Source organism: Spirosoma koreense, assembly GCF_054777875.1.
This window is the reverse complement of record NZ_BAAHAC010000029.1, coordinates 65,386-90,447: the sequence shown is the minus strand read 5'-3', so window position 1 is coordinate 90,447 and position 25,062 is coordinate 65,386. Positions and strand designations below refer to the sequence as shown.

Annotated in this window: 24 protein-coding genes and 1 tRNA gene; 16 read left to right on the top strand and 9 right to left on the bottom strand. The window is 51.8% G+C overall.

Annotated features, from left to right (window positions below):
• Positions 1-40 precede the first annotated feature (40 nt).
• Positions 41-622 (bottom strand): RNA polymerase sigma-70 factor, encoded by a 582-nt coding sequence (locus ACYVC2_RS28215; RefSeq protein ID WP_461108277.1) that lies wholly within the window; start codon positions 620-622, stop codon positions 41-43.
• A 463-nt stretch (positions 623-1,085) separates the two neighbouring features.
• Between ACYVC2_RS28215 and ACYVC2_RS28210 the strand changes: the two genes are divergently transcribed.
• Entirely contained in the window at positions 1,086-2,345 is a 1,260-nt protein-coding gene (locus ACYVC2_RS28210) for a hypothetical protein (RefSeq protein WP_461108275.1), read from the top strand.
• A gap of 135 nt (positions 2,346-2,480) precedes the next feature.
• On the opposite strand, the gene ACYVC2_RS28205 is transcribed toward ACYVC2_RS28210, so the two are convergent.
• Entirely contained in the window at positions 2,481-3,776 is a 1,296-nt protein-coding gene (locus tag ACYVC2_RS28205) for an alpha/beta hydrolase family protein (RefSeq protein ID WP_461108273.1), read from the bottom strand.
• A gap of 378 nt (positions 3,777-4,154) precedes the next feature.
• Here ACYVC2_RS28205 and ACYVC2_RS28200 point away from each other — a divergent pair, with 378 nt between their 5' ends.
• The 3 genes from ACYVC2_RS28200 to ACYVC2_RS28190 all read left to right on the top strand — a co-directional run bounded on the left by ACYVC2_RS28200 (position 4,155) and on the right by ACYVC2_RS28190 (position 7,086).
• A complete protein-coding gene (locus ACYVC2_RS28200) occupies positions 4,155-6,173 on the top strand; it encodes a M13 family metallopeptidase (protein WP_461108271.1) in 2,019 nt (672 codons plus the stop codon).
• Positions 6,174-6,230: 57 nt separating this feature from the next.
• Positions 6,231-6,665, top strand: coding sequence for a DUF1810 domain-containing protein (locus tag ACYVC2_RS28195; protein ID WP_461108269.1), 435 nt, complete (start codon positions 6,231-6,233; stop codon positions 6,663-6,665).
• Positions 6,666-6,957: 292 nt separating this feature from the next.
• The gene (locus tag ACYVC2_RS28190) at positions 6,958-7,086 is read left to right on the top strand and encodes a hypothetical protein (RefSeq protein ID WP_461108267.1); all 129 of its coding nucleotides are present in this window, start codon (positions 6,958-6,960) and stop codon (positions 7,084-7,086) included.
• Positions 7,087-7,302: 216 nt separating this feature from the next.
• Here ACYVC2_RS28190 and ACYVC2_RS28185 read toward each other — a convergent pair whose 3' ends face one another.
• From ACYVC2_RS28185 to ACYVC2_RS28170, 4 genes are all read right to left on the bottom strand, one after another.
• Positions 7,303-7,917: an HAD family hydrolase gene (locus tag ACYVC2_RS28185; RefSeq protein ID WP_461108265.1), complete on the bottom strand. Its 615-nt coding sequence runs from the start codon at positions 7,915-7,917 to the stop codon at positions 7,303-7,305.
• Between the two features lie 9 nt (positions 7,918-7,926).
• A complete protein-coding gene (locus tag ACYVC2_RS28180; RefSeq protein WP_461108263.1) occupies positions 7,927-8,316 on the bottom strand; it encodes a VOC family protein in 390 nt (129 codons plus the stop codon).
• Between the two features lie 232 nt (positions 8,317-8,548).
• A tRNA-Leu gene (locus ACYVC2_RS28175) sits at positions 8,549-8,632 on the bottom strand.
• A gap of 150 nt (positions 8,633-8,782) precedes the next feature.
• On the bottom strand, positions 8,783-10,021 hold the full coding sequence (locus tag ACYVC2_RS28170) for an ABC transporter permease (protein ID WP_461109718.1): 1,239 nt from the start codon (positions 10,019-10,021) through the stop codon (positions 8,783-8,785).
• 139 nt (positions 10,022-10,160) lie between these two features.
• Between ACYVC2_RS28170 and ACYVC2_RS28165 the strand changes: the two genes are divergently transcribed.
• The 5 genes from ACYVC2_RS28165 (at position 10,161) to ACYVC2_RS28145 (ending at position 15,464) form a co-directional block, all read left to right on the top strand.
• On the top strand, positions 10,161-11,423 hold the full coding sequence (locus ACYVC2_RS28165) for an asparagine synthetase B (protein ID WP_461108261.1): 1,263 nt from the start codon (positions 10,161-10,163) through the stop codon (positions 11,421-11,423).
• Between the two features lie 55 nt (positions 11,424-11,478).
• Entirely contained in the window at positions 11,479-11,931 is a 453-nt protein-coding gene (locus ACYVC2_RS28160) for a hypothetical protein (RefSeq protein WP_461108260.1), read from the top strand.
• Between the two features lie 78 nt (positions 11,932-12,009).
• A complete protein-coding gene (gene corA / locus ACYVC2_RS28155) occupies positions 12,010-12,960 on the top strand; it encodes a magnesium/cobalt transporter CorA (RefSeq protein ID WP_461108258.1) in 951 nt (316 codons plus the stop codon).
• A gap of 111 nt (positions 12,961-13,071) precedes the next feature.
• A complete protein-coding gene (locus tag ACYVC2_RS28150) occupies positions 13,072-13,896 on the top strand; it encodes a mechanosensitive ion channel family protein (RefSeq protein ID WP_461108256.1) in 825 nt (274 codons plus the stop codon).
• A gap of 236 nt (positions 13,897-14,132) precedes the next feature.
• Positions 14,133-15,464 (top strand): DUF6600 domain-containing protein, encoded by a 1,332-nt coding sequence (locus ACYVC2_RS28145; protein WP_461108254.1) that lies wholly within the window; start codon positions 14,133-14,135, stop codon positions 15,462-15,464.
• Positions 15,465-15,568: 104 nt separating this feature from the next.
• Here ACYVC2_RS28145 and ACYVC2_RS28140 read toward each other — a convergent pair whose 3' ends face one another.
• Positions 15,569-16,408: an oxidoreductase gene (locus tag ACYVC2_RS28140; protein ID WP_461108252.1), complete on the bottom strand. Its 840-nt coding sequence runs from the start codon at positions 16,406-16,408 to the stop codon at positions 15,569-15,571.
• 81 nt (positions 16,409-16,489) lie between these two features.
• Positions 16,490-17,380 carry a helix-turn-helix domain-containing protein gene (locus tag ACYVC2_RS28135; RefSeq protein ID WP_461108250.1) on the bottom strand — a complete coding sequence of 297 codons (891 nt, stop codon included), beginning with the start codon at positions 17,378-17,380 and terminating at the stop codon, positions 16,490-16,492.
• Positions 17,381-17,516: 136 nt separating this feature from the next.
• On the opposite strand from ACYVC2_RS28135, the gene truA reads away from it, so the two are divergent.
• From truA to ACYVC2_RS28105, 6 genes are all read left to right on the top strand, one after another.
• Entirely contained in the window at positions 17,517-18,278 is a 762-nt protein-coding gene (truA, locus tag ACYVC2_RS28130) for a tRNA pseudouridine(38-40) synthase TruA (protein WP_461108248.1), read from the top strand.
• Between the two features lie 171 nt (positions 18,279-18,449).
• Positions 18,450-19,331, top strand: coding sequence for a cell division protein FtsX (locus tag ACYVC2_RS28125; protein WP_461108246.1), 882 nt, complete (start codon positions 18,450-18,452; stop codon positions 19,329-19,331).
• 112 nt (positions 19,332-19,443) lie between these two features.
• Positions 19,444-19,761 (top strand): DUF3098 domain-containing protein, encoded by a 318-nt coding sequence (locus ACYVC2_RS28120; protein WP_461108244.1) that lies wholly within the window; start codon positions 19,444-19,446, stop codon positions 19,759-19,761.
• Positions 19,762-19,872: 111 nt separating this feature from the next.
• A complete protein-coding gene (locus ACYVC2_RS28115) occupies positions 19,873-20,718 on the top strand; it encodes an undecaprenyl-diphosphate phosphatase (protein WP_461108242.1) in 846 nt (281 codons plus the stop codon).
• A gap of 102 nt (positions 20,719-20,820) precedes the next feature.
• Positions 20,821-21,534, top strand: a complete 714-nt coding sequence (truB, locus tag ACYVC2_RS28110; protein WP_461108240.1) for a tRNA pseudouridine(55) synthase TruB — start codon at positions 20,821-20,823, stop codon at positions 21,532-21,534.
• A 62-nt stretch (positions 21,535-21,596) separates the two neighbouring features.
• The gene (locus ACYVC2_RS28105; protein WP_461108238.1) at positions 21,597-22,526 is read left to right on the top strand and encodes a bifunctional riboflavin kinase/FAD synthetase; all 930 of its coding nucleotides are present in this window, start codon (positions 21,597-21,599) and stop codon (positions 22,524-22,526) included.
• 71 nt (positions 22,527-22,597) lie between these two features.
• On the opposite strand, the gene ACYVC2_RS28100 is transcribed toward ACYVC2_RS28105, so the two are convergent.
• Positions 22,598-23,821: a BaiN/RdsA family NAD(P)/FAD-dependent oxidoreductase gene (locus tag ACYVC2_RS28100; RefSeq protein WP_461108236.1), complete on the bottom strand. Its 1,224-nt coding sequence runs from the start codon at positions 23,819-23,821 to the stop codon at positions 22,598-22,600.
• A 164-nt stretch (positions 23,822-23,985) separates the two neighbouring features.
• Between ACYVC2_RS28100 and ACYVC2_RS28095 the strand changes: the two genes are divergently transcribed.
• Positions 23,986-25,050 (top strand): DNA/RNA non-specific endonuclease, encoded by a 1,065-nt coding sequence (locus tag ACYVC2_RS28095; protein WP_461108234.1) that lies wholly within the window; start codon positions 23,986-23,988, stop codon positions 25,048-25,050.
• Positions 25,051-25,062 lie beyond the last annotated feature (12 nt).

Below are 25,062 nucleotides of genomic sequence, written 5' to 3'. Positions count from 1 at the left end.
TACGTCTTTTTTGCATGGTGAGATAATTAAATGGTACTGGTTAGAACCGAAACAGACCCGCGAGCAATATCCAGATCCACATCGGTCGAAGCGCCTGGCGAAGCAGAGACAAGGCCTTGCTCATGTGGGTTTCTACGGTTTTTACACTGATGGCGAGTTCACTGGCGATTTCCTGGTATTTCCGGCCTTCGAACCGGCTCAGCAGAAACACCCGTTTGGTTTGCGGAGGCAACTGGTCGATGGCCAGTTCGACGCTCCGATACAATTCATCGTACTGGACGATCTCCGACGGCGAAGGGTCGTGGTCGATAATGTTGACCGAATCGACGTCCGTTCCACGCCGGGACTTACTGAGCTCCCACCGTATGTAATCGTAGGCCCGGTAGCGCACCGCCTGCATCAGATAGGCTTTGTAAGAAATGTTGACGGTCTTATAGAGCTGGTCTTTATAAAAGACATAAAAAACTTCGGAGACAATGTCTTCGGCTATTTCCCTGGAGTAAACAAACCGGCTGGCGTGGCTGCATAAAGGGCCATAGTATTGCCGGAAAAGAACTTCACAAGCTTCGCGCGGATCCGTTTCCAACAATCGGTTGACTTGCCAGTCTGGATCATTCTCCATGCTTGTAGAAACAGTAGGTCTGAGTGAGTGGATAAGGCGGGCGGACTTATCCGATGTCTGAAGCAGGGAATGATGCATAGGCAAATAACTGACTCAGAGTAATAGTCGGTTATGTCCTAGTCGAGTTTTTCGGTAAATACCCTGAGTGTGAAAATACTTTTTTCACTAAAAAATTAAATTCCTGCAGGATGCCCTGAATGCGGGTCGGGAGTAGTTGGTTAAATACCCATCGAACCCCGGATAATTTCGGGCTCTCTTGTTGCGGATAACCCGAGTGGAGCGTCAACTCAACGGGCGACGTACTCTGGTCATGGCCAGCGGAAATGAGCCGGTCCGAGTTCTTCTCTAAATTACGACCGTTAACCGTTATTTTTCCACTCTTATAAACGGTAACGACTTCGGTAGAGGCACCAGGGGTGACTCATCAGGAAATAAGCCAGGTCTGTTCAACTAAGCTGCTCAAATGAACTACATTCTGTCAATCGTACTAGTGCTGACTACGCTTCCGGCCTTTGGTCAGAAGCCGACAATCGGCCAGCCGGCCGATCTGCCTTTACGCCAGTCTGGCACCAACCAAAGGCTGTATTCTCTCGCCGATAGCCTGTATGTGAACGCGCTGAAGACTGGGGTAATCAATCAGCCCGGTAGCCTGACCCTGTCAGGAAATGTAGCGGTAAGTGGTAGTAATAAGGTTGGCAAAATGACGTATAACACGCTCAATGCGGCCAATGCGCTTTATATCGGTATCGATCCAGTAAACGGGAGCGACGCAAAAGATCCGGCCGAATATACTGTTCAGACAGCACGCTTTACCGGAGGGGTCGTGTTTAAAACCTTGGACAAAGCCATCGAATGGATCAACGGTAGTTCGGGCTTTTACTACTACGTAGACCTTCGTAACGCTACCGATGCTCATCCGGTTGTTCTGAGTTCGGTCCATGAGGTCAACAATAAGTACGTTTCTCTGTATTCGGCAGATCATCCTGCACTCGCTCATATAATCTTCAGGGCGAGGCTGTTCGCCAGTACCGGAACCATGCTCCAGCTAAGTACCCTCGATATCACGCTGAACGGCTCCAATCTGATCGCCCTGGACGGAGGCAACGTCGTTATTCATAGTTCGACGATCCGGCCTTCGGCCTCCTGCACAAACCTGTATTATGTGGCGATGGGCCAGATGTATCTGGATAATTCGACCTATGTATTTAGCGCCGACAATCAGAGTATTTTACAGCCTTCTGGTGGATACGGGGCTCAGGTTAGCGTTGGCATGCATGGTCCTTTGGTATTCAGCATGGGCTCGTTCAGGAATCTTTCGCTGATAGCGGCTACGCATAGAGGGTATAATCTCAGTGTGAAATGTAAGGATAACGCTACGTTTCCTGCGACTCTGAACATCGAAGGGGGGCTTTTTCAGTACGGGCAGACGCTGGTACAGGGGCAAGCCAGTTTCGACTCCACCAATAGCCATTACAAGAGCGTTTTACACGGCCCTACCCCGATTCGAACGCCGGACATGACCAGTACCAGTGCGGATATGACGGGGCCTGTAAAAACGGTAGTAGTCGATCAGAACGGACGCTTTGGTGTCCAGGGAAATAGGCTAACCACCGCACAACGTGACGCGCTCGTCCCGTATGAAGGCCTGGAGATTTATAATCTGACAACGCACGCGAAAGAGTTCTGGAACGGGACTAGCTGGAAAACCATCCTGACCAACTGACTGGTAACCTGGGAAGACTTCTTTTACGGCATTTCTGCCAGGAGCAGGCCGCTAAATTCGTTAAACGTAAGTCTCGCCATGACCACACCACGGTTCAGGATACTACCGGACTGCTTCGGCAAAGGCAACAGACCCTTATGGTTTAGCGTGGCGCATTTCCAGTCCTACAACCATGCGTGCTTTGAAACCAGGCCATCCTTCAGTCGCATTGGTTTCTGCCAGATCCAGATATTTTCTGTAAGCCATGCCCTTGAGGTGAAGCCCTAAAAAAGCCGTTACGAAGTGCTGATTAATATTATTGATTCGGTATTCGTTCCAGGCTGGTTCGGCATAATGCATGTATTCATCCGCAGATACGCCGGGTTGCAGCGAGGCCATAGGGGGCGGGTTAGGAGCCACATTATGACGGGCATTGACGTAGGTCAGCAAATACCGCTCCGCGTTGATAGCGCCTTCGTAAATCGCTTTGATACCTTTTTCGTAACCTGATACATCATCTTTACTGCCAGCCACCAGTAGGGTGGGCAGTTTCAGGCCCGATAGGCCGTCAGCATCCCAGACTCCCCGTTCCATACCCCAGGGAGCAAACGCAACGACGGCCTTGATGCGAGGATCGAGCGACGCTCTGTAAGTGGGCGAGGCCTGCGTACGGGTTTCCAGAGCCGTACTACCCCCAGTCATCTGCCCAAACAGTTTCAGCGCCTGAGGGCTGTAGCCGGCTCCGGCCAGGTTAAGTACGCCGTAGCCTCCCATCGAATAGCCGATCAGAGCCGTATTTTCTGCGTTAAGCAGGCCCGACAGAAAACTCCCACTTGTTTTCCCGGCCAGCCGGGCCATTTCGTTCAGCACAAATCCGTCGTCCAGCGAGCGGTTTAGCAACGTACTGGCAAAACCGCCCAGATCGCCGTAGGTCGATTCGGTATGATCGATGGCCACCACCACGTACCCTTTGGAAGCCAGGTTTTCGGTCAGGTAAGTCAGGAGCAGTCGTGAGCCAGGGTAACCGTGGGAAACAATCACCAGGGGATAAGCGCCCCCACTCGGGTCAGGCTGCGCATCGCGCGTGGCCCGGCCCAGGAAGGTAAACGGAATAAGCGGTCGTTTGGGGTCATTGGCCCGGCCCAGGGTAGACTTATAGGTAACGGTAGACTCTTTACGGGTCCTGGCCTGCGCCGGATACCATATCTCAAGTGTCAGCGGGCGATCATAGAGGGGGTGTTTGCCCCCACTTTCGTGGAGTACATCGAGCTGGGCGGAGTGAACCAGATTTAGCGTCCGCACGCCCACGCCATAGTTTCCCCGAGCCGCCAGTTCCGGTGCGTTGGGCAGCAAATCTCCATTGATGAACCCCTCGCCGGGGGGTTGGGCAATTACCAGCCGGACTGTAATCAGCAGTAGGGTACACACAAAACGAATCGAACAGGTGTTCATGGATGGTAGGGGTAGGAGGGTTCGTCGGCCAGAGGGCCAATGTTGGAAGGTATTGATCGAATTCGGGCGATTAAGTTAGCGGTAAAGCTACTAAGTTTGTCGTTGAACAGGGGTGGCAGGCTGTCAAAAGAACGGGATTTGCCGGCTGACAAGGTCAACGATGGGGTATCAACGAAGAGAAGAGGCATTTCTGGTAGTAAACGTATGCAACAGAATAAGGAAACTAATAAACGTCGTGTGGTGGTGCTCCGGCTCGACGGTCATTCCGAAACCATCCTGTTTTTTTCAACACAACCCTGTCAGATCAGGGGAATTTAATCCATTTTTGACCTTCAGGTCAACTTTTCGGCCTACTATGGGCCCATTACCTTATAAACCATGAAACAATTCTTCTTTTTCGCGCTGGTGCTGTTGCTGGCGGGAGCTTGTCAGCGGACGGCTACTCCCAACATAAAACGAGTTGTGATAACCGGTATCGATGCATCCAGAAAACCTGGCGATGATTTTTTTTCGTATGCCAACGGCATTTGGTACGATACCGCCCGCATACCAGCCGCTCAAACCGGGGTGGGTGCCTACTCCTTTATGAATTATCCCCAGCGCAAGCGGCTGCGGGGGATTCTGGATAGCCTTGCTGCCGGTCATCATCCGCCCGGTAGCCTCGAACAAAAGGTAGGCGATTTTTACGCTTCGGGCATGGATACCGTCGCCATCAACAAACGGGGCTACGAACCCATCAAGCCGCTGCTGGTCCGCATCGATGCCATGACCGATGTAGCCTCGTTGTTGAAACTGGTGGCGGAAGAACAAAAAGCAGGCGATGAGTCTATCATTGGGTTTTATGTCGGACCCGATGACCAGCACAGTACCGTCAATATTGCTCAGTTTTCGCAGAACGGCATTGGCTTGCCCGAACGGGCCTATTATTTCAAGACCGACTCGTCCACTCGCTCCATTCAACAGGCTTACAAACAATATCTGACCCGCTTATTCGCGTTGACCGGAACCGAGCCTACCACGGCTGGCAACCAGGCCGCCACTGCTTATGCTATAGAGAAACAGTTGGCCGTCGCTCACAAAACCAACATTGACCTTCGGGATGTTAAGGCGAATTACAACAAACTGGCGGTCGCTGATTTGGCCAAAAGACAGCCCGCCCTGAACTGGACAGGGTTGTTGGCCGACCTGGGAATAAAGACCGATTCGGTGAATGTGGGTCAGCCGGCTTACTACGACCAGTTGAACAGGATGATCGATTCGGTTTCGATCGCCGATTGGAAAGTGTACGTAAAAGCTCGTGCCCTGACCAACTACGCGAATTTACTGAGCCAGCCGTTTGTCGATGCTTCGTTTGCCTACACCAAAGTTCTGACCGGGCAAGCCGTAAAGCAAACCCGGGCTGAAGAGATGACCCAGGCCGTCGATCGTTCGCTGGGCGATGCGCTGGCCCAGTTGTACGTTAAAAAATACTTTCCCGAATCGGCCAGAAAACGCATGGCTATCCTGGTCGATAACCTCAAAAAGGCCTTTGAAGCGCGCATCAACCGACTGGATTGGATGAGTGATTCCACTAAGACAAAAGCCAAAGACAAACTCTACGCCTTCTCGCAGAAAATTGGTTACCCCGATAAATGGAAAGATTACTCGAAGGTAGCCGTAAAACGAGCCGCTTACTTTGAGAACCGGTTGGCGGCTGCCCAAAATGATTACCTGGACGAGCTGGCTAAAGTAGGGCAACCTGTCGACCGCACCGAATGGCATACGACTCCTCCCACGGTAACGGCTTATAACAATCCTCCGCTCAATGAAATCGTGTTCCCGGCGGGTATCTTACAACCGCCTTATTTCGATGTCAATGCCGATGATGCCCTGAATTACGGTGGCATCGGGATGGTGATTGGGCACGAAATCACCCACTCTTTCGACGATCAGGGTGCCCAATATGATAAATACGGTAACGTGACTAACTGGTGGACCCAGGCGGACTATGCCAAGTTCAAAGCCAAAACAAAGCAGGTGATCGACCAGTACAATCGGTTTACGGTTCTGGACTCGGTGCATGTGAAAGGAGCCTTGACCGTAGGCGAAAACACCGCCGACATTGCGGGGGTAGCCATCGCGTATGATGCCTTTAAGTTAACTCAGCAGGGTAAAGACACCACGAAGCTCGACGGCTTTACGCCCGATCAACGCTTTTTTATCTCGATTGCCCGAATCTGGCGCGTCAAGACAAGGGATGCGTATATGGGCATGTACGTCAACACCAATCCGCACTCGCCGGCCAAATGGCGGGTAAACGGGCCGCTGATGAATTTCACGCCTTTTTATAAAGCGTTCAATGTGCAGCCCGGCGATAAAATGTATAAATCCGAAAAGGATCGAATAAGCGTTTGGTAAGAGTTCCCGAGACGGGGCATAACCAGCTACAGGTCATCAATGTAAATCGCTTTTGTTATGAATTCTGACGATACTTTAAGCCGGTTTCTGGACGCTCAGACCGCGGACTACCAACGGGCGCTGGCCGAAATTAGAAATGGTCGTAAGCAAAGCCACTGGATGTGGTACATCTTCCCCCAGATTTCGGGTTTAGGCTTCAGTGAGACCGCTAAGTACTACGCCATCCGAGATATGGATGAAGCTCGCGCCTTCCTGGATCATCCTGTGCTGGGAAAGCGCCTGATCGGAATTGCCAATGCGTTGCTGGGTATTGAAGGCAAAACGGCGACGCAGATTCTGGGCAGTCCAGATGATCTGAAGTTGCGTTCGTGTATGACTTTATTTAATTTACTCGAACCCACCGATCCGGTATTTCAGGCGGTTCTGGATAAATACTTTACCGGCTTACCCGACCCGCAAACGCTCGATCGGGTACAGCCTGGTCAGCGATAGGTGAATGGGGGCGGTAACGTAGCGACTGACGAACGGCGGATAAAGCGATTAATAACCGCTTTATCCGCCGTTCCGATTCTGGTCGTAGAGATGAACTCGATCAGAGCATACAAAGCTGCTGGAATACCTTCTTCATCCAGACGCCTATACGCGCCACTACTTCAGGGTGTCGTTTTACTTTTTCCTTGTCAAGCAGAGGAACCGTACTTCCGTCAATTCATTTTACCGGCAACAGCTTCTCATCGACTTCAGTGCCCTGGCCGGCTTCACGACACCAGCCGGTAGATGTCTTATGATAGACTTCCAATCGCCGTACCTTCAGATTCACATCATGGTCGTCTACCAGGAGTTAGACATTAGCCAGAAAATTGACCACGGCCATCGTACCGTCGTATATGCGGATAAATTCATGGCCCGGTAATGGCCGCACGGATTTAAAAACCAGTTTTTCCTTCGCTTGTGCTCCTTGCCATTGTTGGTGTGAAAAGGAAATATCGCCTTTAGGCCCGACTGCAGTGACTTCTAACGCGCGTTTCTCCGAAACGAGCGCTACCTTCCTGCCGAAAATTATCGCTTTAGAGACTGATGGGTTGCCTTGCGTGGGCTTCGGCAAGTACAGGCGGTTGTAGAAACAGAGCTAGCCGGGTAAGACGCCCCAATCGACCAGCTGTTCGCGTAAACGTGGAGCGGATTCAAAATGAATGGCCTGAAAGCCCACGCGCCGGGCAGCCTCGACATTCAGCAAATTATCATCGATAAATACAGACGACGGAGCATCTAAATTATAACGCTCCAGCAACCGGACAAACAGGGCTAAGTCGGGTTTGATCAGCTTTTCTTCCCCAGACACCACAATACCGTCGAACAAGCCGAAAAAGTCGAATTTCCGGCGAGCGATCGGAAACGATTCGGCTGACCAGTTAGTGAGGCCATACAATGAATAGCCCATCTTCTTTACCTCATTCAGTATAGCAACCGAACCCGCAATAGGCTCTCCCAGCATTTCTTCCCAGCGGCCATAATAGTGGGCAATAAGTTCTTTATACGCAGGAAATGCCTCCTGTCGTTCCTGAATGGCATCGGCAAACATACGCCCTTTATCCTGCTCAAGATTCCATTCGTTGGTACAGACCGTCGCCAGAAACCAGTCGAGCTGATCCGTGTCCGGAATCAATTGCTGAAACAGGTAGCGCGGATTCCAGTCTACCAGGACTCCTCCGAAGTCAAACACTATCGTCTGTATGGGTATCATAAGCGCATGTTAGGCTGAGATTTCTACATAGTTTCCTTCGGGGTCCAGGATCGCGCTCTCGTAATAGCCGTCGCCCGTTGTTCGGGGTTCGCTGGCAATGCTATACCCGTCGGCTCGTAAGCGCTCGGTCAATTGATCGACCTTATCTTTCCCTCCGACAGAAATGGCAAAATGAGCCAGCCCTTTGGCGAATCCTCTAGGCAGGGGCGAATCGCTGATATCGGGTCGATGCATCAGCTCAAGCCGGGTCTTTTGAGGGCCGAACAGCAGAAAATAAGCGGTGAAGCTCTTGGTAGGATTGACGTATTTCTCGCCCGAAGAGGCCGCAAAATAACTCATGTAAAACGAGCGCATGCGTGCTAGGTCATCGACCCATATCGCCAGATGTTCAAGTGTCATGGTAGGCTATGATAATGTTCCAGACGGCAAAATTCAGCACCTTCCCAACCATATTTTCCTACTCAGTTAGCTAGTTGTGGTAGTAGATTAGCCCACTGATTGCCACAAGCCGCTGCCTGTCAATCATTCCCACCAATGAAGCGATAACCTTTGTTGAATATCGGATGAGGATCCGGATTGTGCAGAAATGAAAAACGCTTAACTAATAATTTCTAATTAGTTAAGCGTTCAGTACCGGGAGCCGGACTCGAACCGGCATGTCCTTGCAGACAATGGTGTTTGAGACCATCGCGTCTACCGATTCCGCCATCCCGGCGACAGAATCGTCTCTGTAACCAGAGATGCGTTTGTCAAACGTGGGTGCAAAAGTAAGGGTTAATGAACAATGTGCAATGCGTAAGGCATAATTTTATGGCCTGATCGATTCCATTATTCTTTGTTATCTGTTGTGCATTATCTTTTTTTGCTACTCGTACCGTAAAGCATCAATAGGGTCGAGTCGGGAAGCACGTACGGCGGGATATATGCCGGCAAACAAACCCACCGTCACGCAAACCACCAGGCCTAAGCCCATCCAGGCCCAGGGAACAACAAATCCGCCTTTCCCCTGACTGACAACCCCCGAAATTAAATTGCCGATACCCAGGCCCAGCAAGACCCCGCCCAGGCCGCCGAGCAGACAGATGACAATGGCTTCGATCAAAAATTGTTCGCGGATGCGTTTGGGTGTGGCTCCCAGCGATTTTCGAATGCCGATTTCGCGGGTTCGTTCGGTAACCGACACAAGCATGATGTTTAAGAGCGCAATGGAAGCGCCCAGCAATGTGATAAAGCCAATGCCAAAGCCGCCCATCCGTAGATAGCCCGTAATGTTCTCGGTTTCTTTGGCTAAATCGTCGGCTCGCTCGATCTCGAACGAATCGGGCTGGCCAAGCTGATCGCGTCGAACCAGCCGCATAACTCCCCGGGCCTCGCCGACAGCTTCGTCCTGGTCGCCTACGCTCGGTACGGAGGCCGTTATATCGAAGGAAAGTTTCTGAGAACCAGCCAGGGCGCGGGCATTGTCGAGCGGAATCAAAATCAGCCGGTCATCGCCCCCGCCGGAGAAACCCCCTTTTTTGGCCAATACACCCACAATTTTGTATTGATTGCCCGATACCCGAATGACCTGATTCAGGGGATTGAGCTTTCGCTCGAACAGCGTATTGGCCACTTCGCTTCCAATAACGGCTACATTCAGTGCGTACGTCAGGTCATTTGGGGTCAGGTTACGGCCGCTCTGGATGGTGAACCCCTTTACGGTCAGATACGCGTCGTCGCCCCCGGTCAACTGAATGTTGGGATTGGTTTTCTTCGATCCAAATTTAGCCTGAGCGGCTCCATTGACAACCGTCGATACAGCGATCGTTGCCCCATAGGGAAATCGTCGTTTGAACTGAATGGCATCGAAATAATCAATGGGGGCATCCTGTTTCTGCACACGGCCGCCACGCCGGAACGCATCCTGTCGGGCCACGATGTTGAACGTGTTGGCTCCCAGTCCGGCGAAACTATCGTTTACCGAGCTCTGAATGCCATCGATAGCCGTGAGAATACCCACCAGTGAGGTAATCCCGATGGCAATGATCAGCGACGTCAGGATGGTGCGCAGGCGGTTACCGGCGATGGATCGCAGGCCTTCTTGTATGTTTTCGATGAGATTCATGGGCGCTGGGCGTGGGGCAGAGGGCATGGGGTATAAAAACCTAGGCTATCTGCCCCACGCCCTCTGCTATTTTTCACACAAAATGTGTGTATATTTCGTTATTACAAAACTACCAAGAGTATTTATAACGGGGAAACCAATGAAACGGCTGCTGCTACCGCTTGTCCTAATTCTGACGTTAACAGGTCATGTATGGGCTTCAAAGATTCTGATTCCCATGGATGATTCGCAGAAGAACCATCTGAAAGCGTACGGCATTGCCTATTGGGTGCTTAAAACCCATGATACGGAAATCGACTGGTTGCTCAACTACCGGGGTGGTTCGTTTATGATGCCGCAAAGTCAGGCCTTCATCAATGAAATGGTAATTCGTGGAGTTAGCTACGAAGTGATTTCGGATGCCCAATCGGCGCAGATCCTGAGTGAAGTTTCGGCCGCCGATGCCAACATGGATGCGGTGAAATTGCAGAAGCCGCCTAAAGTGGCGGTGTATTCGCCGAAAACCAAACAACCTTGGGACGATGCCGTGACGATGGTAATGACGTATGCTGAAATTCCGTACGATGTGGTCTTCGACGAAGAGGTCATGAACGGAAAACTGCCCGAATATGACTGGCTGCATCTGCATCATGAGGACTTTACGGGGCAGTACGGCAAGTTTTTCCATTTCAAAGATCAGCCCTGGTACATCGCGCAGAAACACGAAGCCGAAACCATCGCCCGTAAATTCGGTTTTTCGAAAGTGCCCCAGCTGAAACTGGCCGTGACCCAGAAAATTCGTGAATTCGTGCTGGGGGGCGGCTATCTGTTTGCTATGTGCAACGCTACCGATACCTACGACATCGCGCTGGCCGCCCATAATACCGACATCGTCGATACGTTCTACGACGGCGATCCAGCCGACCCCAACGCAAACAGCAAACTGGATTACAGCCAGACATTTGCCTTCCGAAACTTTCAGGTCTATACCAATCCGTACCTGATCGAGTTTTCCAACATCGATAACCAGCCTGAAGAACGCGGCTTGAGCGAACATAACGATTACTTCACGTTGTTTCAGTTCTCGGCAAAGTACGACCCCATCCCAACCATGCTGACCCAGAATCACATGAACGTGATCAAAGGGTTTATGGGACAGACAACGGCTTTCAAAAAGAATCTGATCAAGCCCGAAGTGGTGATTATGGCCGAAAACCGCGCGGCAGGCGAGGCCCGCTATATTCATTCGCCCTATGGCCGGGGCTTCTTTACGTTCTACGGCGGGCATGATCCGGAAGACTACCGGCACGAAATCGGTGAGGAACCGACTGACCTTAACCTGCACCCAAATTCGGCAGGGTATCGCCTGATCCTGAACAATATTCTCTTTCCGGCGGCTAAGAAAAAGAAGCAGAAAACGTAGGCGATCAGGTGTCGTAGATTGCTTACTATCGCGACATAAATGACCTGCGTAGCTCATGAACGTATTTTCTGAATCCCAACGCTTTCGTCAATGGTGGCTGTGGATTTTCCTGGCTGTTGTTACCGGTATAACCGTTAGTGGAGCTTACGTTGACCCGACCGCCTGGTTTGGTATTGTCGTAGCGCTGCTGATTGACCTGCTGTTTTACGTCTGGCGGCTGGATACCCGTCTGGACGAGGCTGGTATTCATTATCGTGTCTTCCCCATTCTGCCCTGGCGAACCATTGCCTGGAGCCGTGTTCGGGCTGTTTCTGTATGTTCCTATGGGTTCATCGGCTACGGAATTCGGCTTGGGTTTGACGGTTGGGTGTATAATGTGGCGGGTAACAAAGGATTACGTATTGTCTTTACGGACAATCACCGGATCACGATCGGGACGCAACGCCCCGATGAGTTACAGCATTTCCTTGATCAACAGCAGGTTCCGCGTCCGGAACTGAAAAGCTGACCCGAAAATCCAGTCAGCGATACCGTAGTCCGGGGGTTTTCTGCGAACTTTGCTACTGGATATTTTCCTCTCGATAGTATGATTCGCATCTTTCAGCAGGACGCCACCGCCGTTCGTAAAATCCGCGATATCGATTCGTTTTCCAATACCGAGCGAACCCTGTGGGTCGATTTGCAAAACCCCACACCGACCGAAATCAAGCGCGTGGAGGAGAAATTCGACGTCGATTTTCTCAGCCAGCAGGAGCAACTGGAAATCGAGAGTAGTTCGCGTTATATTGAAGAAGACGATTTTCTGATTGCCAACTCAAACTTCCTGATTCCGGATACGGAGCAACGCTACGTTAACGTTCCGGTAAGTTTTCTGCTCAAAGATGATACGCTGTTCACGTATCGGAATGCCGATCTGAAATCGTTTGCTGATACCGTTAAACGGATCAAGTCGCGCCGGGCCGTATTCAGCGACGGAGCGCAGATCATGATCTCGATTTTCGAATCGCGGATCGATTACGACGCCGATCTGGTCGAGATGGTGTCGAGTGAAATCAAGGCCATCAACAAAATGCTCGATCTGGACGCAACGCTGGATCGTGAAATGCTGCTTAATATCAACGATTACCAGGAACTGACCATGTCGATTCGGGAAAACGTGGTGGATAAACAGCGGGTTATATCGGCCATGATTCGCTCCGACGGGTGGTTCAATGAGCTCGAACAGCAGCGCTTACGGACCCTGATCAAGGACATCAATTCGCTGATCGATCACACGAATTTCATTTTCGAGCGGCTCGAATTTCTGCAGAACACCTACCTCGGTTTGATCGATCTGGAGCAGAACCGGGTCGTCAAGATCTTTACCGTGGTGTCGCTGGTTTTTTTGCCGCCGACATTACTGGCCAGTATCTGGGGAATGAACTTTGACGAAATGCCCGAGGTCCACTGGAAATATGGGTATGTATTTGCCCTGACGATGATGGTCCTGTCTTCGGCGCTGACGGTCTGGATATTCCGGCGTAAAAACTGGCTGTAATCGAACGACTTCTCGAAAATATAATTTCCGAATAGCGTTACGGAGTTTTCAGAAAGTTACTTTTCTGTTTATTGGCGTCTGAGTTCCAAACACAAATCCCATCTCAGATTTATGGAACAGGCCCAAACCAGACTCCAGCTTTTCTACAACCAGTTAATCACCTTTGTTACGCTCTATGGAGGCCGCGTACTGCTGTCCATTCTGACCCTCATTGTCGGTCTTTGGGTTATCGGGTGGATAACGCGGATACTCTCCTCTGCGATGACCAAACGGCATGTCGACCGCGATGTTCAGCCCTTTCTGCTCTCGCTGGTCAACGGGCTGTTGCGCGTGCTGCTGCTATTGAGTATTGCCAGCACGCTCGGTGTGCAGACTACTTCCTTTGTGGCGATCATCGGTGCTGCCGGTTTAGCCGTAGGTCTGGCGCTTCAGGGTAGTCTGTCCAATTTTGCGGGGGGTGTTTTAATTCTGATTTTCAAGCCCTTCCGTGTCGGCGACCTGATTTCGGCACAGGGCTTTACGGGAAATGTCGAAGCGATCCGCATTTTCGATACGACCCTGCTGACTCTCGACAATAAAACGATCATTCTGCCCAATGGCGCCTTGTCGACTTCAGCCATTACGAATATCAGTACAAAAGGAGTAATTCGCGTCGATCAGGTGTATGGTGTTGGAAGCCAGAATGACCTGGATGCTACCAAAGCGTCGATCATGCGCGTGATAGCGGCTTGCCCTTATGCCCTGAAGGACCGTGAACACGACGTGTTGATTGCTAAACTGAATCCAAACTCACGAGATTATGATGTACGTGTGTGGACGAAGAGCGAAAACTACTGGGACACCTATTATTACATGCTTGAGAACATCGCCCGGCAGTTCGGCAAGGATGGAATCGAAGCTCCTAAGCCAAAAATGTTTATTACCAACGAAGAATAAAGGAGTGTTTTTTCAGGCCCACACCCTATAGGCCGCCCGCTGCTTCAGCCGGGCGGTTTTTTGTTTTTAGGTTCAAACTCCAGCCGGCACCGAGGCCATTGGCGCGGAAAAAATAACTTACGCAAGTTCAGGAAGTTAAACGGTTAAAGTTTATACGCAGGCTGATTAAACGTTTGGCTATCCGCACCATCTAACCATCGATGAGCGTACAACTCAGCACCTAATAACGTAGCGTCATGAATATCCAGAAAATAATAAAGCTGGTTGCCCTGATGGCAGTACTTGCTTTCGGGCCGTTTTTCACCCGCCCAGCATTGGCTCAGCCAGGGGTGACCGTTCCGGTGCAAACGTTCTATGACGAATTGGCACCCTATGGACAGTGGTTGCCCAGCCCGAATTATGGATCTGTCTGGGTTCCGAACGTCGGTCCTGATTTTCAGCCCTATGCCACCAATGGCCACTGGGTGATTACCGAGTTTGGGAACACCTGGGTTTCGGATTATGCGTGGGGCTGGGCACCGTTTCACTACGGCCGCTGGTATTTCGATCAGCAATACGGCTGGGCGTGGGTTCCTGACAGCGAGTGGGGACCCGCGTGGGTATCCTGGCGGACCGGTGGCGGGTATTACGGCTGGGCTCCGCTGGCTCCAGGCTGGGATATAAACGTAAATATCAACATTCCGGCGCCTTACTGGACCTTCGTGCCACAGATTTATATCACGAGCCCAAGCCTGTACAGTTACCGGGTGCCGCGGCCGAATGTCGTGACCATCTACCAGAATACAACAATCATTAACAACGTGTATCGGTCTAACAACCGTGCGTACATATACGGACCTTCACGGGCTGAAATCGCCCGCATCACCCGACGCGATGTTCCCGTGTATCGCATCGATCGGATGGACCGGCCGGGTCGCTCGATTGTTGGCAACGGTTCGGTCGGGTTCTACCGGCCTGGTCCATCCAATGGATATGGATCTGCTTACGGACGTAATGATCGTTTCGACAACGCCCCGCGCTCCAACTACGATGGCAATGCGGCTTCAAACCGACGCTACTACGACAACAACAACGGGCGCTACGATGGTAATCGCAACAACGACAATAACAGCGGTCGGTATACTGGCAATCGCTATAATGAAAACAATACGCCGGGCCGGAATTATGCCGCTCCGAATGACGCACCGAACCGCGACCGGGGCAGCTACGGTGGGAATTACCCTGCTGACCGGAATGGAAACGGAAACTCAGTAAACACACCGGCACCGAATAGCGCGCCCAATGACCGACCTCAGTCGGACCGGTTCGAATCCAGCCGGGGCAGTTACTCACCCGGAAATGCACAACCTGGAAACTATACGCCGAACAGCAGTCCACAAGGTTGGGAGCCGCGCGCTGGGGCAGGACACACGGAACGGCAGGGCCAAATGAATAGCCAGCCCATGCAGGGCAACCGCGGGGAAGGAGGGTTTCAGCGGACACCGGATAACCGGTCTGGGCAAAGCCAGCCGCAACCCGCCCAACGGTCGAATGGATGGGGTGGCCAGGGCGGACGTGGCCCTCGCTAACCTACTGCTTCCTTTAACTGAATCGGGCCTGTCTACAGACAGGCCCGATTCAGTTAAAGGAAGATTCAATTTTCTTCTCAACAGCTGGCTTTTCCTAACTGTAGCTATTCGGCAAAGTCAGTCGATTTCGTCAGCGTTTCCCAGGTGTGGTATTCATCGGTGAGACGATCCAGTTTACGGAAAGCTCGTGCGTAGGCATCCGTGCCCAGGAGCAAATACAAAGGTGGATTCGGCAGGTTGGCGATGCTGATCATAGCCGCTGCTGCCTTTTCCGGATCGCCCGCCTGTTTGCCGTCCATATGTAGGTATTTTTCGTGCGAAGCCCTGACAGCCTGATAAGCCTCAATGGGCTTTTGGGTCATAACCAGCGATTCGGCCGACAGAAACTGAGTCCGAAAAGCACCGGGTGCTACTACCGTAACCCGGATGCCCAGGGAGCGAACATCATCCGCCAGCACCTCCGACAACCCGACTACGGCATGTTTCGCAGCCGCATAAATTGCCCAGCCTGCGTTAGCGGAAAGGCCGGCAATGGACGAAATATTGATGATATGCCCCGATTGCTGCGCCCGCAAACGTGGCAATACAGCCCGAATGACGTTCAGGGTGCCAAACACATTGACGTCGAAACTGGTGCGGGTTTCCGCATCGGTCAATTCCTCCACACTGCCGCCAATCCCGTAACCAGCGTTGTTTACTACCACATCGATACGGCCAAAAGTAGCCTGCGCTTGTTGCACCGCCTGCGTGACACTGGTTTCACTGGTCAGGTCTACCTGTATCGGTAAGAAATTACCGGAGGTATCCTCAACAGCCTGAATAAGTTCATCCAGATGCCTGGACGTGGCAGCTACCTGTTCGCCGGTCGCCAGCAATTGTTTTACCAGGGTCAGCCCCAGTCCTTTAGAGGCTCCCGTAACAAACCATACTTTTTTACTGTCCATTTCTGCTTCGTTTTGAGAAGGCAAAAGTAGACGGCGGCTCGGGCAGATGGGTTACGGCATTCAAACCAATGCTTACAAGATTCAAACAGTCCGGATGGAGGAAGGCGTTTGGTGCGTTTGTCTTTTAAAAAAGTTATTGAAATGAGCGGGTTCGTCGAAACCGAGACTATAACTGATTTCGGAGACATTCCAGTTGGTGTGTTTTAGGAGGGCTGTAGCCTCGGTAATCAATCGTTCGGAAATATACTCCGTTGTGGTCTTGCCTGTAGTCGACTTAAGCGCCCGGTTCAGATGATTGACATGGACAGCCAGGTGGTCAGCAAACTCTTTGGGCGACCGCATCTGAAAGCGTTGCGAAGGCGATTCGATGGGAAACTGCCGTTCCAGTAATTCGACAAAAACGGCCGTAATTCGCGAATTGGCGTCTGTATGCTGATACAGGGTTTCCGAAGGTTGCAGTTTCAGGGCATAATGAATCAACTCGCTGACGTAGTTGCGAAGCAGGTCGTATTTGTACCGGTAATCCGACCGGATCTCGTCGATCATCTTCTGGAATAAGGCGCTAACCTGTTCATCCTGCCTGTCGGTTAGCACATACGACGGCTTGCCGCCCGGCCGAAACATGGGCAGGTCGTGGGTGTTTCCGCGCATGAATTCGGAGAAGAAAGCTTCCTTAAAAATGCAGAAAAAGCCGGTTTTGTCAGTAGAAAGCGACTCCCAGGTATACGGTACCTGCGGACTGAAGAATATTAGGGTGGTCCCCGAAATTTCGATGCTCTTATCGGCGTAATGAATTATGTTTCGGCCGCGGATGAGGCTGATTTTATAGAAATCCCGCCGGATGTAGGGGTGTGGCCCAATGCTGTCTTCCAGTCGAAATACATTGAAATGGCCGATGTCCTGCCGTAAGTTGTCGGGCATCCAGTTGAACTTACTTTGGTAGAAATCTTCCAGCGATTGTAGTTGTGACATGAGGCAAACTTACAAATTTCAAACAAATATGCCGACGCGTACCAGCACCTGATTACAGCACAATACAAATTTGCCGCGGCAAACACACATATTGTGTGGTAGGTCGACTGCACCTGAAACAGTACTTTTGCAGACGATGCGTTATTTTATCGAATTATCATACCGGGGAACGGCCTACAACGGCTGGCAGGCACAAGCCACGGGCATCAGTGTGCAGACGACGCTCGAAGCGGCCCTGACCCAACGACTCGGTAAGCGCATGTATGTAGTGGGGAGCGGACGAACCGATGCGGGAGTACATGCGCAACAGCAATTTGCTCATTTCGACACCGACGAACCGCTTGATGTGACCGAATCGTTTCTGTATTCGCTCAACTGTATCCTGCCGGAGGACATTGCCATCCATCGGGTATTTCCGGTTCAGTCAACCGACCATGCGCGCTTTTCGGCAATTTCCCGCTATTACCAGTATCATATCAGTCGTCAGAAGAATGCTTTTTTCAACGGCCTGACGTATCACTTTCGGCCCGTGCTTCAGATCGAAAAAATGAATGAGGCTTGCCAGGTACTCTTACAGCACACCGATTTTCAGAGCTTTGCCAAAGCCAAAGCCGATGTGACCAACTTTCACTGTCGGCTGGAGTTTGCGTACTGGGCATATACAAATGATGACTGTCTGACGTTTCATATTAAAGCCAATCGGTTTCTATGGGGGATGGTCCGTACCATTGTCGGTACAATGATCGAGATTGGGCAGGATCGCCTGTGTCTGGACCGGTTCGAGCAGATTATTCTCGCCCGCGATCGGAACCAGGCGGGCCGGGCGGCTCCCGCCAACGGCTTATATTTGGTTGAAGTCGGTTATCCGGAGAAAATGAGCATAGGGGCAAGGGCATAGCGGCAAGGGCAAAGGGCATCGGGAATGGGGCTTTAACAGAAGCTTGCTGGAAAATACCTTTTACCCTAACCCCAATGCCCAACCCCCTTCACTATATTTGCTAAATTTTGTTAAATTCGGCCGTTCGCTGGCCGAAACGATTATTTTTGTTGCATAACACGAACCCTCTAAATGGCTCGTACGAAGAAGACAGTAGGTGCGTATCCCAGCGGGATTATTTTATTTAGTCTGACGCTGGCCTTATTCCTGATCGGGTTCTGCGGATTGCTGGCGATCCAGTCTAAACAATTGGTGACTTCCATCCGCGAGAATTATGAAGTTCGGGTGTTTCTGGACAAAGGGTTGAGTTCCAAAAAAATAGGAGCGCTACACCGTACCATTGCGGAGCAACCTTACGTATTGGTATCGAACGGAACCCCGCAGGTAACCCTGGTCACTAAAGATGAGGCTGCCAAAGAATTTATTGCGGAAACGAAAGAAGATTTTTCGAAGTTTTTAGGGGAGAACCCCCTGCGCGACAGCTACCGAATCAAGCTGAACGAAGCGTATTTCGAAGAAGCTAAGTTGCAGGAAGTCAAACATGATCTGGAGCAGATCAATGGGGTGTTCGAGGTAGTGTATCAGGAAAACCTGGTCGACAACATCAACCGGAACATCACTAAGATCTACATGGTGATGTCGGCCTTCGCGCTGGTGCTGCTGCTCATTATCGTTGTGCTGATGAACAATACGATCCGCATTGCGCTTCATTCGCAACGGATGCTTATTCGCAGTATGCAGCTGGTAGGCGCCACGAACAGTTTCATTACGCGCCCTTTTCTGGGGCGGGGTATGTGGCAGGGATTTCTGGCTGGTCTGATTGCCATCGCGCTGCTGCTGATCGGCTGGGAAATTGCCAAGCAAAACCTGCCTGAGCTGGGCGCTTTTCAGGACCTCCAGAAAATAGCCGCTCTGATGGCGGGACTGCTAGGATTAGGCATTTTGATCGGCTTTTTAAGTACGTTTCAGGCCGTCAATCGGTACCTGGGCCTGACGCTGGATGAGCTTTATTGATGAATAATGTAAGATGAATAATGCCTACTGAATGGTGAGGTGAATAAAATCGGCGGTCGATAAGCCATTATTCATTTTACATTGTTCAATAAACAGATAACACAGAAAGGACATGGCAAAAGACAAACAATACGGTTCGACCACGCTGACGCGCGAAGAGCCTGCAAAAAAAACGACAGTTGCCGCGCCGATTCGGCCATCCATAACTGAACCCGTTCGTTCGACGGCTCCGGCCGCCTTACCCTTCGGCCGGCAGAACTATACGCTGATGCTGATCGGAATCGGGGTTATACTGGCCGGTTTCTTCATCATGAGCCTCGACAAAGAAGAGTTTGGATTTGGCTTTCTTGGGCTAACGCTTGGACCGATCGTGGTCATGGGCGGATTTGTGCTCGAATTTTTCGCTATTCTCGCTCGCCCGAAGGCATAAAAAAGTTGGTGGTTTGTTGCCTATAGCTTGTTGTTTGATCACACTTGGCATAAGTTTGTCGGGTATTGATACACGATGAGCCGTTAAGGGCTACAAACCACTCACTGTTTAATGGAGTTATTTCACGCGATTGCACTGGCCATCATTGAGGGCTTAACCGAATTTCTGCCGGTTTCTTCAACGGGGCACATGATTATTTACTCGTCGCTGGCGGGCATTGCCAGCGATGAATTCACCAAGCTTTATACCGTCGATATTCAGTTTGGGTGTATCCTGTCGGTGCTGGTGCTATACCACCGTCGTTTCCTGGTCGACAATCGGTCGGGGACGTTCAGGGTTCCGGGCTATCTTAAGTCATTCCCGCCCCGCCTGCAACCCATGCTGGATTTCTACAGCAAAATTCTGATTGCGTTTCTGCCGGCTGCGGTCATCGGGTTTCTGCTGAACGATTTTATCGATTCTCTGCTCGAAAACGTCGTGGTTGTCGCCATTACGTTGCTACTGGGCGGTATCGTGCTGGTCTTTATCGATCGCATCGTCAACCGCCAGCCAAAGGACGGTGATGTAACGGTTCCCGAAGCGCTACGGATTGGCTTTTTCCAGTGTATTGCCATGATTCCGGGCGTATCCCGCTCTGCCGCGACCATCATCGGCGGTATGTTCCAGGGATTGACCCGCACGCAGGCTGCCGAATTCTCGTTTTTTCTGGCGGTACCGACCATGGCCGCAGCCTCGGGCTACAAACTGCTTAAAACCTATAAACTCCTGCAACCTGCCGATTATCAGACGCTGCTTATCGGCAACGCCATTGCGTTTGTCGTGGGCCTGCTGGCCATCCGTGGCTTTGTTGGTTTTCTGACCCGGTATGGCTTCAAGGTGTTTGGGTATTACCGCATCGCATTGGGGCTGTTGCTGCTGGGACTCGTTGCCGCCGGGGTGAAACTGGATGTGTTGTAGCAGCGACAATCTGGTTGCTGTTCGGCTGTTCGCCAACCGATTGTATGGCGCTCTGAAATCGACTTGTATACAGCCTACAAACCATTCATTCCAAACAAAAAGTTGAATCAACCGCAATCTCCTCCCGATCCGGGTCAGGTCATATTGATCGATAAGCCGCTGACCTGGACATCGTTCGACGTAGCGAACAAGCTCAAATATGCCTGCAAGTTCAAGAAGATCGGCCATGCCGGTACGCTCGACCCACTGGCTACCGGTCTGCTGATTCTCTGTACGGGCAAGATGACCAAGCAGATCGATCAGTACCAGGCGCAGGAAAAAGAATACACCGGAACCCTGGTGTTGGGTAAAACGACTCCCTCCGTCGATCTGGAAACTCCATTCGATGCCGAGTTCGATACGACCGGTATTGAGCCGGAACGGATTCAGGAAGCGGCTGGGCAACTGACGGGGCTTATTCTGCAGGTGCCGCCTATTTATTCGGCGGTTCGGGTCAATGGTGAGCGGCTCTACGAAAAAGCACGACGGGGCGAAACCGCCGACCGGGTAGAGGGTGGTATAAAAGCACGCGAGGTGACGGTTTCTGTTTTCGAGGTCGATGCCGGCCGATTTCCGGAAGTCGATTTTCGCATTGTGTGTTCCAAAGGCACGTATATTCGCAGCCTGGTACGCGACCTGGGCTTGTTGCTCGCGAATGGCGCTTACATGAGCCGCCTTCGCCGGACGCGCATTGGCGATTTCCGAATCGAAGACGCCTATACCATCGAACGTTTTATTGACCTGTGCCGAACTCAGTCAGCCGTTATCAGTGAATAGCCGAAGGAATCTGATTTACCGATACCTGTTGGCTGCCAACCAGCGACTTCCTTTATCAGCAAATGATTATCTATAGAAGTCTCAGTGACATAGAGCCGTTACCGAACGCTGTTGTCACCAGTGGAACCTTTGATGGGGTGCATCGGGGCCATCAGAAGATTTTAGCCCGACTTACCGAAGTGGCCAGTCAGAGTGGGGGAGAGTCGGTGCTGATCACGTATTGGCCGCATCCGCGTACGGTTGTCTCGAACGACAGCCAGAATCTGAAATTACTGACGACCCTCGATGAGAAAATCGAACTGCTGGATCTGGCTGGCGTCGATCACCTGGTGGTTATTCCGTTTACCCGCTCCTTCTCCGAACTGACGTCGGAAGAATATATCCAGCAGATTCTGATCGATAGGATCGGTACCAGGAAGTTAGTCATTGGCTACGACCACCGCTTCGGCCGCGACCGTGAAGGCGGGTTCGATTACATTCGGACGCACCAGAGCGAATATGGTTTCGAGGTAGAGGAAATACCCCGTCAGGATATCGATGCAGTCGGGGTTAGTTCGTCCAAGATTCGGGCGGCTCTGAACGAAGGGAACGTACGTACGGCCAACCAGTTTCTGGGACGCCCTTATTCTATGACGGGGACGATTGTGAAAGGCCGCCAACTGGGGCGTACCATCGGTTTCCCGACGGCCAATTTACAGGTCGATGACCCGTCCAAATTAGTCCCGGCCAACGGCGTGTATGCGGTGGAGGTTCTCTACGCCGGTCAGACGTTGGGTGGAATGCTCAACATCGGTTTTCGCCCGACCGTAGCGGGCACGAATCAGACCATCGAAACCTACATTTTCGATTTCGACAAAGACATTTACGGTGAGCACATGACGCTGAAATTTCGGGAGTTCCTGCGGCCGGAGCAAAAATTCGACGGCCTGCCTGCGCTCGTGGCCCAGCTAAAACAGGACGAAGAAGTAGCCAGAAAAGTAATTAGTAGCTGAAAGCGGTCAGTCGATAGTAGCCGCTAATGGCTGGTACCGTTCACTGGCTACTCACCGCGGGTTGCTATGGACTAAACCCCTATATTCTTTCCCGCGATGTAGCCGGTTGTCCAGGCATTCTGGAAGTTGAAACCGCCCGTAATGCCGTCGACATCCAGGACCTCGCCCGCGAAAAACAGCCCTTTCTGGGCTTTGCTTTCCAATGTTTGCGGATGCAGGCTGTTGAGGTCGATGCCCCCACAGGTTACGAACTCGTCTTTAAACGTGCTTTTTCCTACCACCTGAAACTGGCTGTTAGTCAATCGTTCCGAGAGCCGGTTCTGAAGTTTGGCGGGTAGATCGGCCCAGCGTTGGACCTCGACAATGCCGACTTCTGCCGTCAGCGCCTGCCACAACCGGGCAGGTAAGCCAAACGGATTTTGCGAAACAACCTGTTTCCGGCCGTTCTGCTGGCGAAATTCCTGCAAGGCATTCCGCAACTCGTTCTCATTCAGCGTAGGCGTCCAGTTGATGCGAAGCGTAAAGCGGTAGTTCAGTTCGGCTAATTCGCGGGCAGCCCAGGCCGACAGCCTCAGAATGGCCGGCCCGCTAAAGCCCCAGTGCGTTAGGAGCAAGGGGCCACGCTGTTCCTGCTTCGTTCCACCGACATACACTTTGGCATCCTGCACCGAAACGCCGGCCAGCGGTAGCAGCGGGCTGTCGGGAACGTTGAACGTAAACAGCGAGGGAACGGGCGCCAGCAGCGACTCCGCTTGCTGGGGTAGCCAGGCGTAGGCCGTTGGCTGTGGGTACCCGCCGGTAGCCACCAGAACCCGGTCGGCGTAAAGGGTTTCGTCGGTCAGTAATTCAATCCGAAAACCAGTGTCCTCCTGTTGCAGTTCACGCACTCCGCAACTGGTTCGGATCTGGATGCCGAGCCGGTGAGCGGTGTCGAGCAGACAGGCTACGATCGTCTCGGAGGTGTTGGTAGCCGGAAACATGCGCCCGTCGGCTTCCGTCTTGAGCGGAACCCCCCGCTGAGTAAACCAGTGGACCGTAGCCGTCGCATCGAACTGATTCAGGAGCGGCCGCAAGGGTTTTTCACCCCGGGGGTACTGTTTGACCAACTGGCGGTTATCGAAGCAGGCATGCGTCACATTACATCGACCACCGCCCGAAATGCGTACTTTGTTTAGCACTGAGCGGGCTTTTTCCAGGATCGTTACAGTGGCGTCCGGAAATGTTTCAGCCGCTGTAATGGCTCCAAAAAAGCCAGCCGCTCCGCCACCGATGACAACAATTTTCAGGGAAGACATGAAAGCGAAACAGCAATCTGGGCTTTGTAGTTCGTCGGAAGAGCCGTACTGAGCAGGTGCAAAACAGTTCCGATCGCTCGGAAAACCATTAAAAAAACCGTAGTAGAGCTTTATACGTTAGTACAGACTGACAAACCACCCACCTTCTTCGTACTTTTGCCTCTATGCTGACCAATTCGCGACCTACGAACCAGAAGTATCATCGTCGGGGCTTTCGCTTAAGCGGTAATACGCTTATTCTCCTGCTGATCTTTTTTCTGATTGGTTTATTTCTGCAGTACGGTGGTCGAACCAAACCCGTAGTTTCTTTCTGGAACGATCTTCGGCAGGTAATCGGGCTGGGAAAAGCCCGATCAAATCATAAAGAGCGCAATCCTTACAAAGCCCCTGAGCCGCAGGAGACTGAACCGTCGTCGGACGTAGCGACGGATGACCGGGCGGGGAAAGCTTCGGATGAAAGCGAAGCCAGCGACAAGGCGGGTAAGCCGTCGATGAACTCCGCCAAAACGGTACGCTTCGATTTTGAAAAGCAGGTCGATTTCCTATTGCCACTTGTGCAGTCCGGCGATCAGATTATCCGGCATGAAGGTTATACGCTTCGCTACCGGGAGGAGTACAAAGATGCCGACTGGGTGGCTTATCCGCTGCTGGACTACGAAACCACGGGCGAAGCCGAGCGCAAATTAGAGCAGTTTCAGCCCGATCTGTCGGTACCCAACGGAACGGCGCTTTCGTCTGATTACACACGTTCGGGCTTTGACCGGGGGCATTTGGCGCCAGCCGCCGATTTTAAGTTTTCGCAGCGGATGATGCGCGAAACATTCTACATGAGCAACATCACGCCCCAGGTGCCGCAGTTTAACCGGGGTATCTGGAAAGATCTGGAAGACCTGGTCCGGCGGTGGGCCGTACGCGACAATGGCCTGTATGTCGTGACGGGAGCCGTGCTGAAACCCGGCTTGCCGACCATTGGCCGGTCCAACGAGATTAGCGTGCCCGAGAAATTTTACAAAGTAATACTCTACTGCAATAATCCCGAAATTCGGATGATCGGCTTCCTGTTGAACAACGAGCCGTCGGATCGATCGCTCAAGCAGTTTGTGGTGTCGGTCGATACGATCGAGCAGTTAACAGGGATCGATTTTTTTCCGAAACTGCCAGATGACCTCGAACGGAAGCTGGAAAGCAAAAGCCGCAGCGAAATGACCGCTGAATGGTTTAGTTATTAAAAACCTACGAAC

Bases quoted from the DNA above. Each gene is read 5' to 3' on its own strand.
- ACYVC2_RS28215 (WP_461108277.1), bottom strand. From the start codon at position 622: ATGGAGAATGATCCAGACTGGCAAGTCAACCGATTGTTGGAAACGGAT.
- ACYVC2_RS28210 (WP_461108275.1), top strand. From the start codon at position 1,086: ATGAACTACATTCTGTCAATCGTACTAGTGCTGACTACGCTTCCGGCC.
- ACYVC2_RS28205 (WP_461108273.1), bottom strand. From the start codon at position 3,776: ATGAACACCTGTTCGATTCGTTTTGTGTGTACCCTACTGCTGATTACA.
- ACYVC2_RS28200 (WP_461108271.1), top strand. From the start codon at position 4,155: ATGAAACAATTCTTCTTTTTCGCGCTGGTGCTGTTGCTGGCGGGAGCT.
- ACYVC2_RS28195 (WP_461108269.1), top strand. From the start codon at position 6,231: ATGAATTCTGACGATACTTTAAGCCGGTTTCTGGACGCTCAGACCGCG.
- ACYVC2_RS28190 (WP_461108267.1), top strand. From the start codon at position 6,958: ATGATAGACTTCCAATCGCCGTACCTTCAGATTCACATCATGGTCGTC.
- ACYVC2_RS28185 (WP_461108265.1), bottom strand. From the start codon at position 7,917: ATGATACCCATACAGACGATAGTGTTTGACTTCGGAGGAGTCCTGGTA.
- ACYVC2_RS28180 (WP_461108263.1), bottom strand. From the start codon at position 8,316: ATGACACTTGAACATCTGGCGATATGGGTCGATGACCTAGCACGCATG.
- ACYVC2_RS28170 (WP_461109718.1), bottom strand. From the start codon at position 10,021: ATGAATCTCATCGAAAACATACAAGAAGGCCTGCGATCCATCGCCGGT.
- ACYVC2_RS28165 (WP_461108261.1), top strand. From the start codon at position 10,161: ATGAAACGGCTGCTGCTACCGCTTGTCCTAATTCTGACGTTAACAGGT.
- ACYVC2_RS28160 (WP_461108260.1), top strand. From the start codon at position 11,479: ATGAACGTATTTTCTGAATCCCAACGCTTTCGTCAATGGTGGCTGTGG.
- corA (WP_461108258.1), top strand. From the start codon at position 12,010: ATGATTCGCATCTTTCAGCAGGACGCCACCGCCGTTCGTAAAATCCGC.
- ACYVC2_RS28150 (WP_461108256.1), top strand. From the start codon at position 13,072: ATGGAACAGGCCCAAACCAGACTCCAGCTTTTCTACAACCAGTTAATC.
- ACYVC2_RS28145 (WP_461108254.1), top strand. From the start codon at position 14,133: ATGAATATCCAGAAAATAATAAAGCTGGTTGCCCTGATGGCAGTACTT.
- ACYVC2_RS28140 (WP_461108252.1), bottom strand. From the start codon at position 16,408: ATGGACAGTAAAAAAGTATGGTTTGTTACGGGAGCCTCTAAAGGACTG.
- ACYVC2_RS28135 (WP_461108250.1), bottom strand. From the start codon at position 17,380: ATGTCACAACTACAATCGCTGGAAGATTTCTACCAAAGTAAGTTCAAC.
- truA (WP_461108248.1), top strand. From the start codon at position 17,517: ATGCGTTATTTTATCGAATTATCATACCGGGGAACGGCCTACAACGGC.
- ACYVC2_RS28125 (WP_461108246.1), top strand. From the start codon at position 18,450: ATGGCTCGTACGAAGAAGACAGTAGGTGCGTATCCCAGCGGGATTATT.
- ACYVC2_RS28120 (WP_461108244.1), top strand. From the start codon at position 19,444: ATGGCAAAAGACAAACAATACGGTTCGACCACGCTGACGCGCGAAGAG.
- ACYVC2_RS28115 (WP_461108242.1), top strand. From the start codon at position 19,873: ATGGAGTTATTTCACGCGATTGCACTGGCCATCATTGAGGGCTTAACC.
- ACYVC2_RS28105 (WP_461108238.1), top strand. From the start codon at position 21,597: ATGATTATCTATAGAAGTCTCAGTGACATAGAGCCGTTACCGAACGCT.
- ACYVC2_RS28100 (WP_461108236.1), bottom strand. From the start codon at position 23,821: ATGTCTTCCCTGAAAATTGTTGTCATCGGTGGCGGAGCGGCTGGCTTT.
- ACYVC2_RS28095 (WP_461108234.1), top strand. From the start codon at position 23,986: ATGCTGACCAATTCGCGACCTACGAACCAGAAGTATCATCGTCGGGGC.